Origin of the sequence: Clostridium cylindrosporum DSM 605 (assembly GCF_001047375.1) — a bacterium.
GTDB classification, from domain to species: domain Bacteria; phylum Bacillota; class Clostridia; order Clostridiales; family Caloramatoraceae; genus Clostridium_AB; species Clostridium_AB cylindrosporum.
Map to the genome: position 1 here is coordinate 131820 of NZ_LFVU01000026.1, position 18837 is coordinate 150656.

Below are 18837 nucleotides of genomic sequence, written 5' to 3' on the forward strand. Positions count from 1 at the left end.
TAAATCTAGGTTCTTTTTCATTATGTTATCTTTTTTTTACTTTATGTGAATTAATTATAATTCTTATATCCTGACCGAAGAATTCAAAAATGTCAAAGTTCCCAAAGATTCTCGAAACTATTCTTTGATGATACTTTACTTGAAGTTCATCAAGTGATAGGTTCGTTGATATTATGGTTTTTTTACGTCTTAGAATTCTTTCATTAATTATATTAAAGATCTCCGATTGAGAAGATTGGGTTATGTTCTCTGTTCCAAGGTCATCTATGATAAGTAAGTCACAATTAAGTGTATAATCAAGTTTTGATTTATCAGTATCACTGTACTTAATGTTTCTTATATTATCTATTAATGTAGATGATGTATTATATACAACAGACTTTCCCTTTTTTAGAACCTCCATTGCTATACAGTTACAAAGGAATGTTTTCCCAAGGCCTGTACTACCGGTAAAGAGGAGGTTGGTATTATTGTTATCAAATGTCTCACAAAAATCTACACAACGAGCGCTGATTTCCATAATGTTGTCCCTTGGAGAAACCCCATAGGTTTCACTTTTAACAGTACTATAGTAGTCCATTTTAAAGGTAGTAAAATTCTCTCTTTGAAGAACATTTGTAAGATTTGATTGTTTGTAGTAAAGGTTTATAAGCTTTTGCTTAAAGCAGTTGCATTTTTTAGCATCAACGTATCCTGTATCCTTACACTTACTACATTTATAATTTATATCCATGTAATCATGAGCAAAGCCGTTTTCCGTAAGTATAACAGCTTTTTCCTGCTTTAATGATTCTATTTCTTTACGTTTATTTGATATAAACTCCTCAGCATCAATTCCTTCCTTAGAAAGCTTAAAAATGCTTGATGCTATTTCAAATCCAATTGAACTTATTTTACTGTCTATATCCCTTATAACTGGAAGACGAGTATAAACCTCTTCAATTCTTTGTCTTTGGAGGTTTTCATTTCTTAAGCGTAGTGACTCGTATTCCTCAAGTATTTCTGTAATATTAGATTTCATAGTTAATCACCTAATCCTAATAGCTGTTTTCTTATTTTAGACATATCATAGCTATACTCATCCTTCTTAATAGGCTCAAATGATGCAGGTTGCACTTTAGGTGAGTAACCTTTCTTCTTATGAACATCTATATCTTCAGGTGTTTTAACACCTTTTTTGTGCCAATCAGTAAGAATGGTATCTATATATTTAAGATTTGTTCCGTTAGTTTTTAGTATACAAATCTCACAGGCTTTATATATAATATCCGTGGAGAATTTATATACGAATAACCATTTATTAAATAATTCTTCCTGAGGCTTAGTAATGTCTGCACCTGTTTTTCCAAGAAAGCCAAGTATATCTCTGTATTTGCTCCATTTTTTATCATAGTCCGCTATAAGATTCATAGCATCATCAGGAGTTTTGACACCTGCCTCGTGCCAACTCATAGCAACCTTTTCGATATATCTAACATCTGGTTTGTTTTTAGATATACAATACTGAACAAGTATCATTATAACCTCTGGACAAAGAGAGTAATCAGATAGTATAGATTTAAATATATCCACATCTCTAAATGAAAGAGGTCTTCCAAGTGTTTGCTCAAGTTCGGTTAACATATCACGAAGACGGTTATCAAATAAAAGCTCATCATCCCTTTTCTCTGTAAGAGAATTTATTTCTATATGACCTGTATTCTCAAGAGTTAAAACACCAAGCCTGTTAAGCTCTTCAAATGCTCTATAAACATCGGTTTCAAGCATTGCAAGGGTGTTTGCTATATGAGATATATTAACCTGTCTTTCCGCAAAACCTTGTCTTAAACAAAAAAGATATACCTTTAGAAAATCTCCACGTATATCTTTTAGGTAGTTATCTATGAAAGTATTGTCTACAGGGGTAAACCCTGGTGACTTTAAGCTTATTTTTATGTTTGACATGTAATCACATCCTAATTATATCAAGTTCTAAAATTAAAGACTGCCTACATTATAACAAAACGAAAAGCTACACTCAACATCGAATAAACCTTATATAATTCTATAAATTAAGCCTATACCTACATAGGGCAATATAACCTTATTTTTTGTTAGGGTTTGAGAAGATACCTCTTTTATAAGCTGCAAATAAAAATAGTCCAATTGTAAGAACGGATACTCCTACAGACCATAAAATGAAGGTCGGATTGAAGCCTGATAAGTAGCTGAACATAAAGGCAGAGCCAATAATTGTTATAATTCCAAGTATCATAGCGTCTCTTCTAGTCATAATAAAACCCCCTAAATATATTAATATAGTATATCTTTATTCTAATGTATAACCTTATATAAATAAAGTATAAAATTTTCAAACAATTTAAAGGAGACATATTTAGTAGACATAATTATATTCCCCAATAATTTAGTAACTAATCATTTAAAGTTGCATAATCAGTGACAAAGCTTTCGGTTTGTCTTAAAAATCTTAAAAGTATAATTTAATTAAAACTATAAAAATTTATAATAATCATCTATTATATGGGAACACTACTTTTGTGACTAAAAATCAATTTTTACGAAAGGTAGTGTGTTCTATGAGAAGAGGTAAAGCATCTAGAAGAGGAAGTAGTATAGCCCCAAAGGTTATAGCTACAGCATTTTTACTTATAACTATAGCAGCTATGATAGTTATAGTTAAGATGCCAAATGAAACTTTTATGAAGGTGCTACCAGACACTGTTAAGACTAATATTAATGTCCTAAAGGAGGAGATTTCTGCTTTAGGAGAGGAGAAGGAAGGGGCTGTTGAAACAGGAACAAAGCCTGTAGTTAATTATAAAGTTCCTGATTCAATGGAGGCTAGAAAAGAGAGAGCAGAGACATATCTTGAGACAGCTCTTCTTACCACAATCACTAGAAGTGTAAAAACTAGTACCACCATAAATCATAAGGTAGAGGTTATTAAGACAGCGGCTCTTAAAAAAGGAGAGAAGAAGATAATAACTAAGGGACAAGACGGGCTAAAGGAGATTAATAAAGAACTTACATATAAAGGTGATGAACTTACAGAATCTGAAGTAGTAAGTACTAAAACCGTGAAAAAAGTAGTTAACGAGGTTATTCTACAAGGAATAGAAAGCAAAGTACCTATTTTAATGGTACCAGCTAAGGGAAGATACTCATCTTTCTATGGTGAAAGATGGAACAGAATGCACAAAGGAGTGGACATAGCAGGTCCAGTAGGAACCCCTATTAAAGCCGCAGAGGGAGGAGAAGTTGTCTTTTCTGGTGACAGAGGTACATATGGAAAGTGCGTAATTATTAAACATATAAATGGCTATGAAACCCTTTATGCACATAATAGTAAGCTTATCGCAAAACAAGGAGATAAGGTAGATAAGGGAGAGATAATCTCAGAGCTTGGAAACACAGGAAGATCAACAGGGCCTCATCTTCACTTTGAAGTTAAAGTTAACGGAAAACAAATAGATCCGATGAGTTATTTAAAGAAGTAGTTGTTTAAAGATGCTGTGTTGCAATAGTGTCCTATTTAGTTGAAGTCACGAGATACTTAGCAGAGCTTCTAAACCCAATATATTTACCTTAGACTAAGGAAGTCCATAAACTCGCTGCGCTCAAACATATGGACTTGACTAAGTCTAAGGTAATATATTGAGTTAAGAATCTCTAGCCTCACACTCTATACTTCAACTAAATAGGACACTATTGGCATAAAATCATACTTTTAAAAATTTTTGAAGACTTTAGTTAAGCTTTGTTTTATTAATTTAGAAGAAAAGCTGAGTAGTAGTATTTTTAGTGCATCGAACTATTACTTGGCTTTTTTACTTTTAAGTAAATTATTTTAGATAGAAATAATATACCGGTTAATGGGAAAATAAATGTTTTAAATAAATAAAATACATTTTTATATACTTCATGGTTAAATTCTTGAAGTTCCATACGCTGTACAAGATAAAGTACTAGGAGTGTAAGTAATATAAAATGATTAATATTGCTACCATAATCGGAATCAAGCATTATTATATTTAAAGCCATAGTAACTGATAGTATAGGTAGAACGGTACTAAAATAAATGTCATTTAACAGATTGATTTCTACATACTTTGAAAAGTAAGTATAAATACCAATAGACATAAGCCATATAGGTATAGTAGTTAATAATATTTTTGTTTTCCCCTTCATTTTTACCTCGTATATTAAAATTCTTTTAATAAAAGTATTTTTTTTTATTATCTTTTCTGCAGAAGGGAAGTCGGATTAGACTTCCCTTCATTTATGCTTTATAGTAAAGTTGCTTCAAAGCATAGGGCATCATTGCTGTACCCTTTAATAATATTTCCTTCTTGTTTTATGTACACTTGATTGCATCCGTAAACAGGGTGGACATATTTTACTTCTATTTCATTACTCTTAGTTGTGTCACAAAGTTCTTTTAATATAAATAGCCCTTGAACAACAGGGTTGTCTGTTAGGTGAATAGAGTTTGTATCACCTGTTACATGACTAAACTCTGCAATCTCTTCCTTAGAAAAGTTTCTCCATAAAGATCCTGTGGCCTCTACAGTTTTTGTTTCAACAGGTTCCTTAACAACTGCATTCATCATTAAATAAACTGTTAAGGTCTCAGAGGGTTCATTATTAATATATCCACTACAACTAACAACACAAAGTCGTCTATTACTTTTCACAATTTCAACTTTATATGTTTTCTTATCTGTATTTTCTTGAAATCTTTGATATTTTACCTTACCTATAAATGCACCTTCATAGAAGAAATCTTCTTGAGTTGCAAAGGCTCTAAATAAATCTAACATTATTATTCTCCTTATATCAATTTAATAAAGACAATCACAATTAATTATAGTTGGGATTATCCTTATTAAATTATACAAGAATATTAATATAAGTTCCAATACTTAACATTTACCCATATGAAAGGATTTCTCTACTAACTCCCTAATCACAAAGAAGTTCTTCAACCAATCAATCTATAGATCAAATTTTCATAAGCAATGGGGATATAGGTAATGTAGACAGTAGAGCCGAGAATTAGAGTTTCTTGCTTATGTATTTATGCTAAGCTTAATAAGAAAGCATGTTTGAGCGTTAGCGAGTTTGCGTCGCATTTGGCTTAGCATAAATATATAAGCTTAGAAGCTCTATTCAAGGTCTCGTTGTCTAAATTACCTATATCCCCATTGCCTTAGGAGAAAACTTTTATCTATAGCCTACTTTTTATCTTTTATTAAATTACTAAACATTACTATTCCTCTACCTTGGGTATTTCTATTTTCACCGATACTTTTACTACCTAAATAGAGGATTGATCTTATATCCTTAGGGGTTAGGTCACCGTACTTTTCTATTAGTAGGGCACAGACTCCAGCTATGATGGCAGATGATACAGATGTTCCACTAAGCGATGTTGTGCCGATAGTTTCCTTATCTATAAGTTTACCACCTGGAGTGTAGAATATATCTGACCTTAATGATATTATTCCTTCAGATAGTGAAAGTACGTCTGGTTTTAGGTAATCTACCTTAAGGGGTCCCCTTGATGAATAATCAGTTATTCTAAAGTTATCATCCTTTATAGTACATCCACCTACAGTTATTACTTCCTTATATGATGCTGGCTCGTGTATACTGTATGGATTAGGTCCACTATTACCCGATGGAGCTATAAAAACTATGTTTTTGCTATGAAGCAGTTCTATAGTTTCTCTTAAAGGATTAGCCCTAAGGTCTGGCATATCCTTTATTTCAAATGGAAGTAGGAATATTTTAACCTCTGGGGTTGATGCATAAATATCTTCTACAGCTTTTAGGATATTTGAAAGGCTTCCATAGCCTGTTTTATCAAATGCCTTTGCAACTGAAAGTGAACAGTCAGGGGCTATTCCAAGTGCATAGTCGAAGTTAGATGCTATAATTCCACTTAAATATGTTCCATGACCATTATCGTCATAGGGCTTTGAATCTCCATTTATTATATCTTTAAAATACTTTATAGTATTTGGTTTTAAGGTTAGGCCTTTATGGGGAAAGATACCACTATCAACGATTCCAATGGTTACATCTCTCCCTGTTAGATTGAAGCCTTTGCTTAAATCTATAGAAAGTGACTTTGTTGCTCTATGAATACATAGAGACGCTTTATGGTCATAATAAAGTGATCTAACCTCTGGCATAGATGAAATTTTTTCTATTGAGCTTAGTGGAATGCTTGCAGCAAGTGTTTGAGTTAAGACATATTCATGTGTAATACCTGCCCCTGTGTATTTAATTTTATTTTTGACAGTTTTTGTATCACCTTTATATGATATAAGAACAGGCAATTTAGTCCTGGTTGTAAGCTTAGATAATGACTTAAGATAAGGGTCTAATTTCTTCTTTCGATTAAAGGGCCACATAGATACCACCTATATAATTGATGCAATATACATTATATGCTGAGAGAAGAATTATGTTACTTAATGAACATAATTCAGAGTATGATAAAAGTGAAAAATTTTTCATTTACCTTAAATAGTGTGAATAATTTAAGAGAAAAAGTAATATAATAAAAGAAAACTCCAAGACACGTCTTGAAGTTTCTAATTATCTGTTCCAGTTATGTTTTTATAAAATGCCTTTGAAGCTGGTGATAAAGTTCTTTTTGTATGAATAACAGCGAATATTTCTCTTGAAATATTTAAGCCTTTAACTATATGTTTTCTTATAAGTCCAGATTTTATGTAGTCCTCACATGCGAGTTCAGATACTACAGATACACCAGTTCCATTTTTTACGAACTGAAGAACAGCCTCCAGTGAACTTACTTCAGCAAATATTTTAAGCTTTGATGGAGGGAAGCCTTGTGCTTCTAGTGCATCCTCAAAGGTACGTCTTGTTGCTGAGCCTTTTTCTCTAAGTATAAAGCACTCATTGAATATATCCTCAAGTTCAAGTTCCTCTGGTAGATTCTTTTTATTACTTACAAGTACAAGATTATCATCAGATATTTTTAAATACTTTAGTCTACTATCCTTTAGGATTTCTCCTACTATACCTATTTCAGATTCCCCACCGATAATCATATCAACAACATCCTTAGTACTTTGTTCCTTGATATCAAATGTTACATCATCATATAAACTTTTAAATACAGTAACAAGCTTTGGTAGAATAAATCTACATGGGGCTGTACTTGAGGCTATAGTAAGTTTACCTGCTATTTTATTGTTATAGTCTGCAAGGTTAGTTATTGCTGTATTTCTGATATTGATAAGATTGATAGCGTACTCTAAGAATAGTGATCCGCCATGTGTAAGTCTTATATCCTTTCCATTTCTATCAAATAAAGTAATACCCAGTTCCTGTTCAAGTGATGCGATGTGGGCACTTATAGTTGGTTGTGAAAGGTATATAGCATCTGCGGCTTTTGAGAAACTCTTATATTTTGCAACGTTCACAAAGGCTTCTATTTGTTTAAAATCCATGTAATCACCCCACATTCATTATCACCTATATTATAAGTTTTTTCAATACCTTTTATTAAAAATTCCTATTATAAAGTAATAATAAGTTGTTAATATATGTAACTTAAAAAGTATAAATAAACCGTTACAAAAATATGCATTCAATGGTATAATAACAAAGTATAGTTATATAATGCTGAAATTATGTCTATAACACATAGGTTAAAATAGAAAAGGATGGGTGCAATAATGGAAAAATTACTTATAGAAGGTGGAAAGAAGCTTAGTGGTAAGGTTAAGATAAGTGGAGCTAAAAATGCTGCTGTTGCAATACTACCTGCTGCTATCCTTGCTGATCACGGAGTTTGTACTATAGATAATTTACCTGACATAGAGGATACAAATTGCTTAGAGCATATAATAAGAAATCTTGGAGCTACTGTTGAGAAACTTGACGGGGCCATGAAAATAGATCCAACAGGAATAACATCCCACCTTGCACTTAGAGACGAAGTTAAGAGAATGAGAGCTTCATATTACTTAATAGGAGCATTACTTGCTAAATTCGGTAAAGCAGAAGTTGTTTTTCCAGGTGGTTGTAATATAGGGGTTAGACCTATTGACCAACACATCAAGGGCTTCGAAGCTATGGGTGCAAAGGTTAGTATAGAACATGGGGTAATAAAGGCTTATACAGAAAATGGGCTAAAAGGTGCCAATGTTTATCTAGATGTAGTATCTGTAGGGGCTACTATAAATATTATGCTTGCAGCAACAAGAGCGGAAGGTACAACTATAATAGAAAATGCTGCAAAGGAACCACATATAGTTGATGTTGCTAATTTCCTAAATTCAATGGGAGCAAACATTAAAGGTGCAGGAACAGATGTAATTAAGGTTAAAGGGGTAACTGAAATGGTAGCAAATGATTATTCAGTTATACCAGACCAAATTGAAGCAGGAACATTCATGATAGCAGCTGCTGCAACAAGGGGAGACGTAACACTATTAAACGTTATACCTAAACACTTAGAATCAATAACAGCAAAGCTTCTTGAAATGGGTATATCTGTTGAGGAAGGCGAAGATTCTCTAAGAGTATATACAAATGAAAGACCTAAGGGAATAAACCTTAAGACACTTCCATATCCAGGATTCCCAACAGACCTACAACAACCAATGTCTACACTTCTTGCTATATCAGAGGGAAGAAGTATGATTAATGAAAGTATATGGGAAGGTAGATTTAAGCACATTGATGAGCTTAAGAAAATGGGAGCAAGCGGTAAGGTTGAAGGCAAAATTGCAATACTTGAGGGAGTAGAAACTCTTTCAGGAACAGAGGTTGAAGCCACTGACCTTAGAGCAGGTGCAGCAATGGTTATAGCAGGACTTGTAGCTAAGGGGACAACTAGGGTAACTAATCTTGTTCATGTTGATAGAGGATATGAAAAGATAGAAGATAAATTTACAGCACTTGGTGCATCTATAAGAAGAATAGAAGAGTAAACTTTTTTCTTATTACATAGGCTGGATTTAAAATACACTTAAAATGAAGATAATAAGAGGGCTATGCTAGGGATTAACCTTGGCATAGCCACTTTTATTTTTATATATATGTATAAAGTCGTTTTTCACAGAACTTATATCTTCGTATGTTGGTAAAAACCCCATAAGCTTCTTAAGAAATATCATTTCATCCTCATTAAGAGACAACTCATTATACCAAGGCTGACTTTTTTTAGAGGTTACTTCGTAGTTTGAATAGTATAGATATAGAAGAAAATCACCTATTCTTGAAAAGTCATCTGAAAAGTGATATCTATTACTTTGATATCTAGCTAGACCAAAGTCAATAAGATATACATCCTCACCGTTTATGATAACATTAGGTATTCTAATATCTCTATGAACAATGTTTTTACCATGAACATACTCAAGTATTGATAGTAGCTTTAAGCCAATGTTATAGATTTCACTGTAGGAAAATTTTTGATTGTCACCAAAAATAATATCCTCAGCGGTTTTTCCCTCTATATACTCAAGTATATATCCATAAATTTTTGGACTTTTGATAAAGTCAACTAACTTAGGTATGTTTGGATGACCAAGACTCATAAGAATCTCTCTCTCATGGGGAACAGTGTTTGGTTTTTTCTTAAGATATTTTCTTTTAAGTTCCTTTAAGATGTACTTTCTAGAGTCCTTTTCTACGAGATAACATCTTCCGAAGCGGCCTTCCCCTATAAAGTCTAGTATTTTATAGCCGTTTATAATGGAGTCCTTTTTAAGAAGTTTCCTAAAAAAGGGAAACTCTAGGACCATGAACTATATTTCTTTCTATGGTGTTTTCTGTGGTAATCACTACTTGAAAAGCTTGTAAATACATTGTGTCTTTTCTTACCAGAATGAGATTTAGATAGGAATGCATTAAATAATTTATCTAAAAAGCCTGTTTTCTTATAGTGCTTACTTCCATGATGTTTGTGCTTATGATGCTTATTGCTTGAAGATGAGAAAAAACTCATAATCATCCCTCCTATATTTAACTTTTACTATATATTACATTAAAAAGATTAATAAGGGAACAACATCTAGTCAGTAGGTAAAAGTTACTGATTTATCTATTTCTACTAAAGTAAATTAAAGTGTGAAAACTTGAAAATATCCCTGTGGATGGTCACATGCCGGGCAAACCTCTGGAGCTGAATCTCCTGTATGAACATAGCCACAGTTATTACACTTCCAATCTACAAATCTACTTTTTTTAAATAATGTGTTTGCTTCTAGGTTCTTTAATATATGATTAAATCTAGCCTCATGGAATCTTTCTGCTACAAGTATGTTTTCAAATGAAGTTGCAACATCTTCAAATCCTTCTTCACGGGCAACTTTTGCGAACTCTGGGTAAAGGTCTGTCCACTCTTCATTTTCTCCATATGCTGCTGATTTAAGATTTTCTACAGTAGAGTTATTTAGAGATACTGGGAATGTAGCTTCTATAGTAAGACATTCTCCGTTAAGATCTCTTGATAGATAGCGGAAAAAAGTCTTAGCATGCTGAGATTCTTGATCTGCTACTTCATTAAATAGGTTTGAAGCCTCTATATAGCCATCTTTTTTTGCTGCCTTGGCGAAGAATGTGTATCTGTTTCTAGCCTGTGACTCTCCTGCAAATGACTTCATTAGGTTCTCAGCTGTTTTTGTCCCTTTTAGTGATTTCATAAATAATACCCCTTTGTTTTTTATTTCTTATGTATAAGATAAATGATAATTATTATTTATAAATACAAATTATCATAATATGAAATACTTGTCAATATTGGTTATACTCTAAATACATATGAAAGTCCTCCTAAGAAAAGGTTCCTAGGAGGATTTGTCTACTTTATAAATATATATCCATCTATATAGTTGTCTTTAGACTCTAAACTTTCGTACTTTAGGAGAGAAAGTGATACCTTGTTCTTTAACTCATTTTCCTCAAGGCAGTACTCCTTATTAAATCCATTTTCTCTATGATGATTCATATTAAAGGTGCAATAAATAAGCCTTCCACCTGGATTTAGCATTCCCTCAATTGTAGGTATTAGAAAATCATCTATTTTATATTTACTTATTAGTATATTATCAAATTTACCAAGGAAAAGTAGGTTCTCCTTTAATGATAGATCAAGTAGTGCTGTTTTTAGAGATGCATTTTCACTTTTGGAGAATCTTTCAAGGCGTTTAAGGGCCTCAATAGAAAAGTCCGCAGCGGTAACATCAAATCCTTTTTTAGCAAGAAATATAGAGTTTCGACCATCACCTGAAGCAAGGTCAAGAAGTGAACCCTTTAATAAGTTATCAACATTATCCACAACAAAACCCTCAGGTTCTTTTAAGTTATCCCCTTTATTTCGGTATTTGTCGTCCCATTTTTTGATACTCTCCATAAAACCCTCCTAAATAAAAACTCTTCTTAAGAGTAATTATATCCAATTAAGAAGAGTTTCAGTATTGTCTTAGTATTAAGTTTTAGTTATTTTAGTCTTGAAACACCGCTATCTATAGCAGCCTTATGTACATACTCAGCAACCTTCTTTTGAACAGTTATATCAAATGCCTTAGGAATTATGTAGTCCTCATTTAATTCACTTTCTGTTACTGATTCGGCAATTGCAATAGCTGCAGCTACCTTCATTTCCTCATTAATGTCTGATGCCACTGCATCTAGTGCTCCTCTAAATACCCCTGGGAATGCAAGTACATTGTTGATTTGATTAGGGTAGTCTGAACGTCCTGTACCAACTATTTTAGCTCCAGCTTCCTTTGCTTCATCTGGGAAGATTTCTGGAACAGGGTTTGCCATAGCAAAGATTATAGCATCAGAATTCATTGTCTTTACCATATCCTTAGTTAGTGTTCCAGGTGCTGATACTCCGATAAATACATCTGCATTTTTAATAACATCTGAAAGCACTCCATCCTCACCATTTGGGTTAGTGATAGTTGAGATTTCTTCCTTATAGCCAGTAAGGTTTCTCTTTGTGCTTATAGCACCTGTTCTATCACACATAATTATATTCTTAGCACCTGAAGATAGAAGAAGCTTAGTTATAGAAACACCAGCTGCACCTGCACCGTTTACTACTATCTTTAGGTCAGCTATGTTCTTGTTAACGATTTTTAGTGCGTTAAGTAATGCTGCAAGTACAACAATTGCAGTTCCATGTTGGTCATCGTGGAAAACAGGAATATCTAGCTTTTCTTTAAGTTTCTTTTCGATTTCAAAACATCTTGGAGCTGATATATCCTCAAGGTTAATTCCACCAAATGATGGTGCTATCTTAACTAGAGTATCTACTATTTCATTAACTGTCTTAGTGTCTAGTAGTATAGGGAATGCATCTACATCTCCAAACTTTTTAAATAGGATAGATTTTCCCTCCATAACTGGAAGTGATGCAAGAGCTCCTATATCCCCAAGTCCTAGAACCGCTGTACCATCAGAAACAACAGCAATAGTGTTCCACTTTCTAGTGTACTTGTAAGCAAGTGCTGGGTCCTTTTCTATCTCAAGACAAGGCTGAGCAACTCCCGGTGTGTATGCAAGTGATAGGTCTTCAGCTGAGTTAACTGGAACTCTAATTGCAACCTCTAGCTTTCCTTTGCTTTCTTCATGAAATTTTAAAGCTTCATCATATATAGTCATTATTGATCCTCCTATAAATAAGTGTTATATGTAAAAAGGTCTTTTTTACGGGGTTTAAGGGCATTTTATTATGTATTATTTTAAGTAAATTATACTAAATATATACTAATTATAAGTGCTGTGAAAAATTACTTCAACTTACATCTAAATACTCTTTTACTTTAATAGGACATGCTATAATATATTCTATAGTGTACTGTTATAAAAAACTTATTTTTTATAATAGAGAGACATAGAAAGGGGAAAAAGACTAATGCAGTTTTGTTCATTATATAGTGGAAGTAGCGGAAATTGCCTATATGTAGCTAGTGAAAATACTAAGATACTTATAGATGCAGGACTTTCAGGAAAGAGAATAGAATCCGCTTTAAAGGATAGAGATATAAATCCAAATGAAATAAAGGGGATAGTGGTAACCCATGAACATTCAGACCATACTAAGGGAGTAGGAATTTTATCAAGAAGGTTTAATATACCGATTTTTGCTAATACTAATACATGGAAGGCGATGTATCCATCTCTAGGGAAGATAAGTGATGAGAACATTAAGGTTTTCGGAAGTTATAAATCATTTGAGATAGGAGATATAGTAGTTAATCCATTTCCTATTCCACATGATGCAGTTGAACCCTGTGGATATAGTTTCATCAAGGGGAATAAGAAAATAACTATAGCCACTGATATAGGCTATGTTACAGATGCTATTAGATGGAATATGAAGGATTCTGACCTTATGTTACTTGAGTCTAACCATGATGTTGATATGCTAAAGGTAGGGCCATATCCTTACGAATTAAAAAGAAGAGTTCTAAGTGATAGAGGTCACCTATCAAATGAAAACGCAGGTAAGGCGATATTAGAGGTATTGAGTAGTAAGATAAAGAATATATTACTAGGTCATTTAAGTGACACAAATAACTACCCATGTTTAGCACACGAAACCGTAACATCTGTTCTTAAGATGGAGGGAGTGAACCCAGGCAAGGACTTTACTCTAGATGTTGCAACAAGGGATGAACCAACTAAAATTTATTGCATTTAGGAGGTAGAGATGGATTTTAAAGAATTTAAAGGAGGAAGACAAAGGTCTTTCTTTGGATACTTCGTCGTTGGAGTAGTAGGAGCAGTAGTAGGAGCTTTTACAGTACTTTTATTTGCTCCAGCGGGGCTTTTTCCATCATCCTCTGCACCAGTCCAAACACCAACAACTACACAGGTGCAAAAAGTTGAAGGAAGAAGTGAAAAGGTAAGCATTACAACGGATGTATCAACCGCAGCTGCTGCTGTTAGTCCATCTGTTGTAGGGGTTGTTACAACTAAGCTAGAAAGAAACCTTTATGACCAGACCAAGAAGACTCAGGGGGTAGGTTCAGGAATAATAGTAGATGCATCTGGATACATATTAACTAACAATCACGTAGCTAATATGAGTGCAAGTTCAATAACTGTTATGACTTCAGATGGTAAGGAGCATAAGGCAACTCCAGTATGGTCAGACCCTGCACTTGATTTATCTGTTATTAAGGTAGAGACTACAGGACTTTCACCTGCAAAGATGGGAGACTCTAGTGTTATAACAGTAGGAGAACCTGCTATAGCCATAGGGAATCCACTAGGACTAACATTCCAAAGAACAGTTACTTCAGGAATAGTTAGTGCGATTAACAGAACCCTTGAGATTGAAAGAGGAGTTTTTATGGAAGACTTAATCCAAACAGACGCCTCAATTAACCCAGGTAACAGTGGTGGACCACTTCTTAACATTAAGGGAGAAGTTATAGGTGTGAATACAGCTAAGGTCTCAACTGCGGAGGGTATAGGATTTGCAGTACCTATCAACATAATCAAACCTGTCTTAGAAAGCATAATAGCAACTGGAAAGTTTGAAGCTCCATACATTGGTATAACAGGCTTCGATAAGGAGATTTCAGGATATTATGGACTAGATGTAAAGGCAGGGGTATATGTAGCTAAGTTAGATAGAGTAGGACCTGCGGCACTTGCCGGAATTAGAGAAAAAGATATTATCCTGCAAGTTGATGGAAAGCCAACAAACACAATGATGGATTTTAGAGAAGCACTATACCTAAGAAAACCTGGAGAAACTGTAAAGGTAAAGGTTCAGGATTCTAAGGGAGCTACTCGAGATATAGATGTAACACTTAAAAAGCATAGCTAAGGTGAAACTTTAGAATTCACATTAGCGAATATAAATTAAGCTTAATAAAATATGAAATAAAGAGGCCATTTATACTATGGGTATAGATGGCCTTGATTTTTTTAGCCTAGAATTATTGGAGTTACTTGTTGTAGTTCAGTATGATATAGTAAATGTAATTATATAAAGGGGAGGATTTTATGAATATTAAATTTGAATTAACTAAACAAGATTATATAGACTTTAATATTTTTCACTTAAGCTATTCTGATAGCATTAGAAAGTCATTATTTATACAAAGGTATATCGTCTCATTGATTTTTCTAGTTGTACCATTTGTTTTTGCAGATTTTAGTACTATACCTTTATGGTATTGGCTTATTGGATTTGTAGCAATATATATAGGTTGGGTAAGTTTTTATCCTAGATATATAAAAGGTGTCGTGTCAAAACGAACTTCGAAAATGATAGATGAGGGTAATAATGTAGGGATAATAGGACATGGTAGTTTAACACTAAATGATAACGGAATTGAAGGTAAAGGTGAACATAGCGAATCAAAAACAAATTGGAGTGCAGTTGAAAATGTAGCAGAAACTAAGAATCATATATTTATATATATAAGTGGTGTTTCCGCATATATTGTTCCAGTTAGAGGATTTAATAGTGTAGGGGAAAAGAATGAATTTATTGATAAAATAAACTATTTCATTAATAAGAATAAATCTGAGGCATAATATATTTTAAGTATTATTTTTATCAGTGCTAAATTAAGAGAATTATATTCTAAAATAGAGTGCAATATAGTAATGATATAGTAATATGAAAAAGGAGTGTTTCTATGGATATCAACTATGAATTAACTAAACAAGACTTTATAGACTTTAATATTTTTCATATGAGTTATTCTAGTACATTTAAGAAGGTATTGTTTATACAAAGATATATTCTCCCTTTAATCTTTTTTGTTGTACCATTTATTATTGCAAGCATGAGTAATGTACCTTTACTTTATTGGATTATTGCAGCACTGCTAGGCTATCTTCTATGGGCTAATTTCTATCCAAGACTTTTGAAAAGGATCATGGCAAAGAAAATTTCTGAAATGATAGATGAGGGTAAAAGTGCAGAGTTTTTAGGGAGCCGTAGATTAATACTAAATGATGATGGAATTATAGGTAGTAGTGAACATAACGAGTCAAAGACAGACTGGAGTTCAGTAGGAGATGTAGTGGAAACTAAGAGCCATATCTTCATATATATAGATTCTGTGTCTGCACATATTGTTCCAATCAGAGAGTTCAAAAATGCAGAGGAGAAAAGTAAATTCATTGAGAAAATAGAATGCTTCAAGAATAAGAACAAGGCTTAGGCATTAGCATAGGTTAAGGATATAAAAATGGCAATATAAAGGCTATATAAATCGAACTGTAGGTGTTGGATTTATATAGCCTTTTTTCAAGTAAATAGATCTAAATAAATATAGTACGTATAAGAACTCTACCAAGAAAGACACCGATTAAACTTAGTGAAACATTAAGTATTATATTAAGTCCTCCTAGCATATAGTTAGAACTTGAGAATAAATTAATTGTCTCAAGACTAAATGTAGAAAATGTAGTAAGGCCACCCATAATTCCAGTAGTTAAAAATGTTCTAAGTAAAGGTGACATATCTCTAGCATCACTAAACTCCATAATAGCTCCAATTAAAAACCCTCCAAGAACATTAACTATAAGGGTTCCAAAGGGAAATGATGCTCCAAATAGTTTAGCTGAATTAAGTGATATAAGATATCTAAGAATAGCACCTATACATCCCCCAATTCCTACACAAATTATATTAAGTCCCATAATAACCTCCACATAAACAGAATTCTTGAATCAGTATTCCTTTAACTCCCACTGATTCTTAGAAGTCGTTATCCAGGAGCTTAGCTAAGCTAAGCTATCGGACAAACATAAGCTACTATAATTATAGCCTAATTTCTTATATTAGAAAAAAGTTTTACTAGTGGAAAAAAATAAACACAAGGGCATATATTATAAAAATATAGGAAAAATATGATTATATCAAAATGAACTTAGAGTTGATTTTACATTTGAAACAGGATAGTATTGTTCCTATACCTAAATTCAATTGTGTACATGATTAAGGATCATTCCTTGAAAAGAAGATTGAAAGGGGGAAGATAAGTTGAATAGGAAAACCATAATATCTAAGACTATATTATTCATATGTATAGTTGGATTCATAACTATTTTCATGTCTATATTCAGTAAAGATAATACTTTAGTAGGAGTTACTGTAGTTACTGCAACTCTTATGTTTTTACAAAGAGACCTTACACATAATTTAGGAAGATTTTTTCTAGTTTTTCTAGTTATTAATATATCCCAAGGGATGCTGGCATATATATCCCAGGTTAATATATGGATAGGCATACCTGCTACATTTGTAGCTATGTTTATAACTGGGTTCATGTTTACATACAACGTTAAGGCGCCTATGTATATAGCATTTGGGCTTCAGTATCTTTTCATGCTTTACTATCCTGTTACTATAGATAGACTTCCATTAAGGGTTTTATCACTAGCTGTTGGTGCAGTGATTATTATATTAGCTCAACTAATCTTTAATAGAAACAAGCTTAAAAAGGTATCAAAGGCCACTTTGCCAAGGATTACAAAGGGGCTAAGTGAGAAGATAGACCTTATAATAAAGAAAAAGTACAAACATCAACATGATATGGACATAATCCTTTATATTAAGGAACTTAGAAAGGCTATCTTAGATAGTAGAGAGGCTTACTTTCACACTACACTAGAGGGAAAGATTAACCTTAATATATCAATAGCACTTGAGAGAATCAACATACTTGTAGATAGGATTAACTCTGGGATTATTAATAAGCCATTAAACATTACACTAAAGGATAGACAACTTTTAACTAGTGTTATGGAGATTGTAAGTCAGCTAGATATTTGTATAGAGGATAAGGAAGTAACCCATCAGGAGATAGAGAAAATAAATGCATTTATAAGTACCTATGCTATTCCTGACAAAGGTGATGGAGATGATAAGTTAAACGCCATATCAAAGAATCATCTAGAGCAAATTCTAGAGATTATGGACTTTATAAGGCATAACCTAGAAGAGGTGATAAACTTAAGTGGTGAGGAATATAGAAAGATAATTAGAAAAACAGATATACCAAAGGTCTTTAGAGCTGGTTATGTTATGAGGAAGAACTTTCATCTAAAGTCGGTTAAGTTATCCTATGCATTAAGAAGTGCAGTAGTTGTTACCCTAGGTTACTTTATAGTTAAGTACTTTAACCTACCTGAGGGAAGGTGGCTTGTATTTACACTATTTGCTCTAATTCAACCATATATGCAGGATACAGAAATCAAAACATGGCACAGAATAAAGGGAACCCTAGTTGGAGTAATAGTATTTATCATACTATTCTCGCTGGTTAAGGATTTTACACTAAGGTCAGTTATTGTTTTACTTGTAGGGTATATTAACTCCTTCCTAGATAAATCTGGATATGATAAGCAGATGATATTTATAACAATATCAGCACTAGGGGTTGCTGCAATAACTGGAGACATTGGGGCACTTGCTACTGAGAGGATAGTGTACGTTCTTATAGGAGTTTTAATTGCACTTATAGCTAATAGATTAATACTTCCATATAGAGTAGAGGATGCATTAAGCGACCTTCTTCATATATATAGTGAGATACTTGATAGGATTAAGATGGAGATATCACTAGCACATGAGGGCAAGGGTAACATTCAAAACATGAGAAACCTAATAATGCAGACTAGTTTACTTGAGGATAAGATATTTATTATAATCGATACAGAGAATGAAAGAAGTCAAGAGAAGATAAAGGACTATATAGTGAAAAATAGAATACTAGTAAATGATCTTTATGATGAGTACCTAGCAGCACATAGTGCGGTGAAGGTCTAATTCAAAGGCTCTATGTAAGGGAAACCCTATATAGG

Annotated in this window: 20 protein-coding genes; 7 read left to right on the plus strand and 13 right to left on the minus strand. The window is 33.1% G+C overall.

Annotated features, from left to right (window positions below; translation table 11 throughout):
- Positions 1 to 25: 25 nt before the first annotated feature.
- The 3 genes from CLCY_RS07555 to CLCY_RS07565 all read right to left on the minus strand — a co-directional run bounded on the left by CLCY_RS07555 (position 26) and on the right by CLCY_RS07565 (position 2272).
- On the minus strand, positions 26 to 1021 hold the full coding sequence (locus tag CLCY_RS07555; RefSeq protein WP_048570513.1) for an ATP-binding protein: 996 nt from the start codon (positions 1019 to 1021) through the stop codon (positions 26 to 28).
- A gap of 2 nt (positions 1022 to 1023) precedes the next feature.
- Entirely contained in the window at positions 1024 to 1944 is a 921-nt protein-coding gene (locus CLCY_RS07560; RefSeq protein ID WP_048570514.1) for a DnaD domain protein, read from the minus strand.
- A 139-nt stretch (positions 1945 to 2083) separates the two neighbouring features.
- Positions 2084 to 2272: a hypothetical protein gene (locus CLCY_RS07565; RefSeq protein ID WP_048570515.1), complete on the minus strand. Its 189-nt coding sequence runs from the start codon at positions 2270 to 2272 to the stop codon at positions 2084 to 2086.
- A 304-nt stretch (positions 2273 to 2576) separates the two neighbouring features.
- Here CLCY_RS07565 and CLCY_RS07570 point away from each other — a divergent pair, with 304 nt between their 5' ends.
- A complete protein-coding gene (locus CLCY_RS07570; protein ID WP_048570516.1) occupies positions 2577 to 3497 on the plus strand; it encodes a peptidoglycan DD-metalloendopeptidase family protein in 921 nt (306 codons plus the stop codon).
- A gap of 301 nt (positions 3498 to 3798) precedes the next feature.
- Here CLCY_RS07570 and CLCY_RS07575 read toward each other — a convergent pair whose 3' ends face one another.
- The 4 genes from CLCY_RS07575 to CLCY_RS07590 all read right to left on the minus strand — a co-directional run bounded on the left by CLCY_RS07575 (position 3799) and on the right by CLCY_RS07590 (position 7487).
- The gene (locus CLCY_RS07575) at positions 3799 to 4188 is read right to left on the minus strand and encodes a hypothetical protein (protein ID WP_048570517.1); all 390 of its coding nucleotides are present in this window, start codon (positions 4186 to 4188) and stop codon (positions 3799 to 3801) included.
- A gap of 98 nt (positions 4189 to 4286) precedes the next feature.
- The gene (locus tag CLCY_RS07580; protein WP_048570518.1) at positions 4287 to 4820 is read right to left on the minus strand and encodes a MaoC family dehydratase; all 534 of its coding nucleotides are present in this window, start codon (positions 4818 to 4820) and stop codon (positions 4287 to 4289) included.
- Positions 4821 to 5234: 414 nt separating this feature from the next.
- Entirely contained in the window at positions 5235 to 6419 is a 1185-nt protein-coding gene (locus tag CLCY_RS07585; RefSeq protein WP_048570519.1) for a S8 family peptidase, read from the minus strand.
- Positions 6420 to 6602: 183 nt separating this feature from the next.
- Complete coding sequence (locus tag CLCY_RS07590; protein ID WP_048570672.1) at positions 6603 to 7487, minus strand: selenium metabolism-associated LysR family transcriptional regulator; 885 nt, start codon at positions 7485 to 7487, stop codon at positions 6603 to 6605.
- A gap of 228 nt (positions 7488 to 7715) precedes the next feature.
- On the opposite strand from CLCY_RS07590, the gene CLCY_RS07595 reads away from it, so the two are divergent.
- Positions 7716 to 8975 carry a UDP-N-acetylglucosamine 1-carboxyvinyltransferase gene (locus CLCY_RS07595; protein WP_048570520.1) on the plus strand — a complete coding sequence of 420 codons (1260 nt, stop codon included), beginning with the start codon at positions 7716 to 7718 and terminating at the stop codon, positions 8973 to 8975.
- Positions 8976 to 9041: 66 nt separating this feature from the next.
- Here the strand turns inward: CLCY_RS07595 and CLCY_RS07600 are convergent, their stop codons facing one another.
- The 5 genes from CLCY_RS07600 to CLCY_RS07620 form a co-directional block, all read right to left on the minus strand.
- A complete protein-coding gene (locus CLCY_RS07600) occupies positions 9042 to 9791 on the minus strand; it encodes a serine/threonine protein kinase (protein ID WP_048570521.1) in 750 nt (249 codons plus the stop codon).
- Positions 9782 to 9994 (minus strand): hypothetical protein, encoded by a 213-nt coding sequence (locus CLCY_RS07605; protein ID WP_048570522.1) that lies wholly within the window; start codon positions 9992 to 9994, stop codon positions 9782 to 9784. Before CLCY_RS07605 ends, CLCY_RS07600 begins: the two co-directional genes overlap by 10 nt.
- A 115-nt stretch (positions 9995 to 10109) precedes the next feature.
- On the minus strand, positions 10110 to 10691 hold the full coding sequence (gene rbr / locus CLCY_RS07610) for a rubrerythrin (RefSeq protein ID WP_048570523.1): 582 nt from the start codon (positions 10689 to 10691) through the stop codon (positions 10110 to 10112).
- 158 nt (positions 10692 to 10849) lie between these two features.
- Complete coding sequence (locus CLCY_RS07615; RefSeq protein WP_048570524.1) at positions 10850 to 11401, minus strand: class I SAM-dependent methyltransferase; 552 nt, start codon at positions 11399 to 11401, stop codon at positions 10850 to 10852.
- A gap of 86 nt (positions 11402 to 11487) precedes the next feature.
- A complete protein-coding gene (locus tag CLCY_RS07620; protein ID WP_048570525.1) occupies positions 11488 to 12660 on the minus strand; it encodes an NAD(P)-dependent malic enzyme in 1173 nt (390 codons plus the stop codon).
- 253 nt (positions 12661 to 12913) lie between these two features.
- On the opposite strand from CLCY_RS07620, the gene CLCY_RS07625 reads away from it, so the two are divergent.
- The 4 genes from CLCY_RS07625 to CLCY_RS07640 all read left to right on the plus strand — a co-directional run bounded on the left by CLCY_RS07625 (position 12914) and on the right by CLCY_RS07640 (position 16190).
- On the plus strand, positions 12914 to 13702 hold the full coding sequence (locus CLCY_RS07625) for an MBL fold metallo-hydrolase (RefSeq protein WP_048570526.1): 789 nt from the start codon (positions 12914 to 12916) through the stop codon (positions 13700 to 13702).
- 9 nt (positions 13703 to 13711) lie between these two features.
- Positions 13712 to 14839 carry a S1C family serine protease gene (locus CLCY_RS07630; protein ID WP_082141750.1) on the plus strand — a complete coding sequence of 376 codons (1128 nt, stop codon included), beginning with the start codon at positions 13712 to 13714 and terminating at the stop codon, positions 14837 to 14839.
- Between the two features lie 179 nt (positions 14840 to 15018).
- Positions 15019 to 15555 carry a YcxB family protein gene (locus CLCY_RS07635; protein WP_048570527.1) on the plus strand — a complete coding sequence of 179 codons (537 nt, stop codon included), beginning with the start codon at positions 15019 to 15021 and terminating at the stop codon, positions 15553 to 15555.
- Positions 15556 to 15659: 104 nt separating this feature from the next.
- Entirely contained in the window at positions 15660 to 16190 is a 531-nt protein-coding gene (locus CLCY_RS07640; RefSeq protein WP_048570528.1) for a YcxB family protein, read from the plus strand.
- 100 nt (positions 16191 to 16290) lie between these two features.
- On the opposite strand, the gene crcB is transcribed toward CLCY_RS07640, so the two are convergent.
- Positions 16291 to 16671, minus strand: a complete 381-nt coding sequence (gene crcB / locus CLCY_RS07645) for a fluoride efflux transporter CrcB (RefSeq protein WP_048570529.1) — start codon at positions 16669 to 16671, stop codon at positions 16291 to 16293.
- A gap of 343 nt (positions 16672 to 17014) precedes the next feature.
- On the opposite strand from crcB, the gene CLCY_RS07650 reads away from it, so the two are divergent.
- On the plus strand, positions 17015 to 18802 hold the full coding sequence (locus tag CLCY_RS07650) for an FUSC family protein (RefSeq protein ID WP_048570530.1): 1788 nt from the start codon (positions 17015 to 17017) through the stop codon (positions 18800 to 18802).
- Positions 18803 to 18837: the final 35 nt, after the last annotated feature.

Excerpts from the sequence above, each read along its gene's own strand:
- CLCY_RS07595 (WP_048570520.1), top strand. The coding sequence starts at position 7,716 with ATGGAAAAATTACTTATAGAAGGTGGAAAGAAGCTTAGTGGTAAGGTT.
- crcB (WP_048570529.1), bottom strand. The coding sequence starts at position 16,671 with ATGGGACTTAATATAATTTGTGTAGGAATTGGGGGATGTATAGGTGCT.
- CLCY_RS07590 (WP_048570672.1), bottom strand. The coding sequence starts at position 7,487 with ATGGATTTTAAACAAATAGAAGCCTTTGTGAACGTTGCAAAATATAAG.
- CLCY_RS07640 (WP_048570528.1), top strand. The coding sequence starts at position 15,660 with ATGGATATCAACTATGAATTAACTAAACAAGACTTTATAGACTTTAAT.
- CLCY_RS07560 (WP_048570514.1), bottom strand. The coding sequence starts at position 1,944 with ATGTCAAACATAAAAATAAGCTTAAAGTCACCAGGGTTTACCCCTGTA.
- CLCY_RS07600 (WP_048570521.1), bottom strand. The coding sequence starts at position 9,791 with ATGGTCCTAGAGTTTCCCTTTTTTAGGAAACTTCTTAAAAAGGACTCC.
- rbr (WP_048570523.1), bottom strand. The coding sequence starts at position 10,691 with ATGAAATCACTAAAAGGGACAAAAACAGCTGAGAACCTAATGAAGTCA.
- CLCY_RS07605 (WP_048570522.1), bottom strand. The coding sequence starts at position 9,994 with ATGAGTTTTTTCTCATCTTCAAGCAATAAGCATCATAAGCACAAACAT.
- CLCY_RS07625 (WP_048570526.1), top strand. The coding sequence starts at position 12,914 with ATGCAGTTTTGTTCATTATATAGTGGAAGTAGCGGAAATTGCCTATAT.
- CLCY_RS07555 (WP_048570513.1), bottom strand. The coding sequence starts at position 1,021 with ATGAAATCTAATATTACAGAAATACTTGAGGAATACGAGTCACTACGC.
- CLCY_RS07635 (WP_048570527.1), top strand. The coding sequence starts at position 15,019 with ATGAATATTAAATTTGAATTAACTAAACAAGATTATATAGACTTTAAT.
- CLCY_RS07575 (WP_048570517.1), bottom strand. The coding sequence starts at position 4,188 with ATGAAGGGGAAAACAAAAATATTATTAACTACTATACCTATATGGCTT.
- CLCY_RS07615 (WP_048570524.1), bottom strand. The coding sequence starts at position 11,401 with ATGGAGAGTATCAAAAAATGGGACGACAAATACCGAAATAAAGGGGAT.
- CLCY_RS07620 (WP_048570525.1), bottom strand. The coding sequence starts at position 12,660 with ATGACTATATATGATGAAGCTTTAAAATTTCATGAAGAAAGCAAAGGA.
- CLCY_RS07585 (WP_048570519.1), bottom strand. The coding sequence starts at position 6,419 with ATGTGGCCCTTTAATCGAAAGAAGAAATTAGACCCTTATCTTAAGTCA.
- CLCY_RS07630 (WP_082141750.1), top strand. The coding sequence starts at position 13,712 with ATGGATTTTAAAGAATTTAAAGGAGGAAGACAAAGGTCTTTCTTTGGA.
- CLCY_RS07565 (WP_048570515.1), bottom strand. The coding sequence starts at position 2,272 with ATGACTAGAAGAGACGCTATGATACTTGGAATTATAACAATTATTGGC.
- CLCY_RS07570 (WP_048570516.1), top strand. The coding sequence starts at position 2,577 with ATGAGAAGAGGTAAAGCATCTAGAAGAGGAAGTAGTATAGCCCCAAAG.
- CLCY_RS07580 (WP_048570518.1), bottom strand. The coding sequence starts at position 4,820 with ATGTTAGATTTATTTAGAGCCTTTGCAACTCAAGAAGATTTCTTCTAT.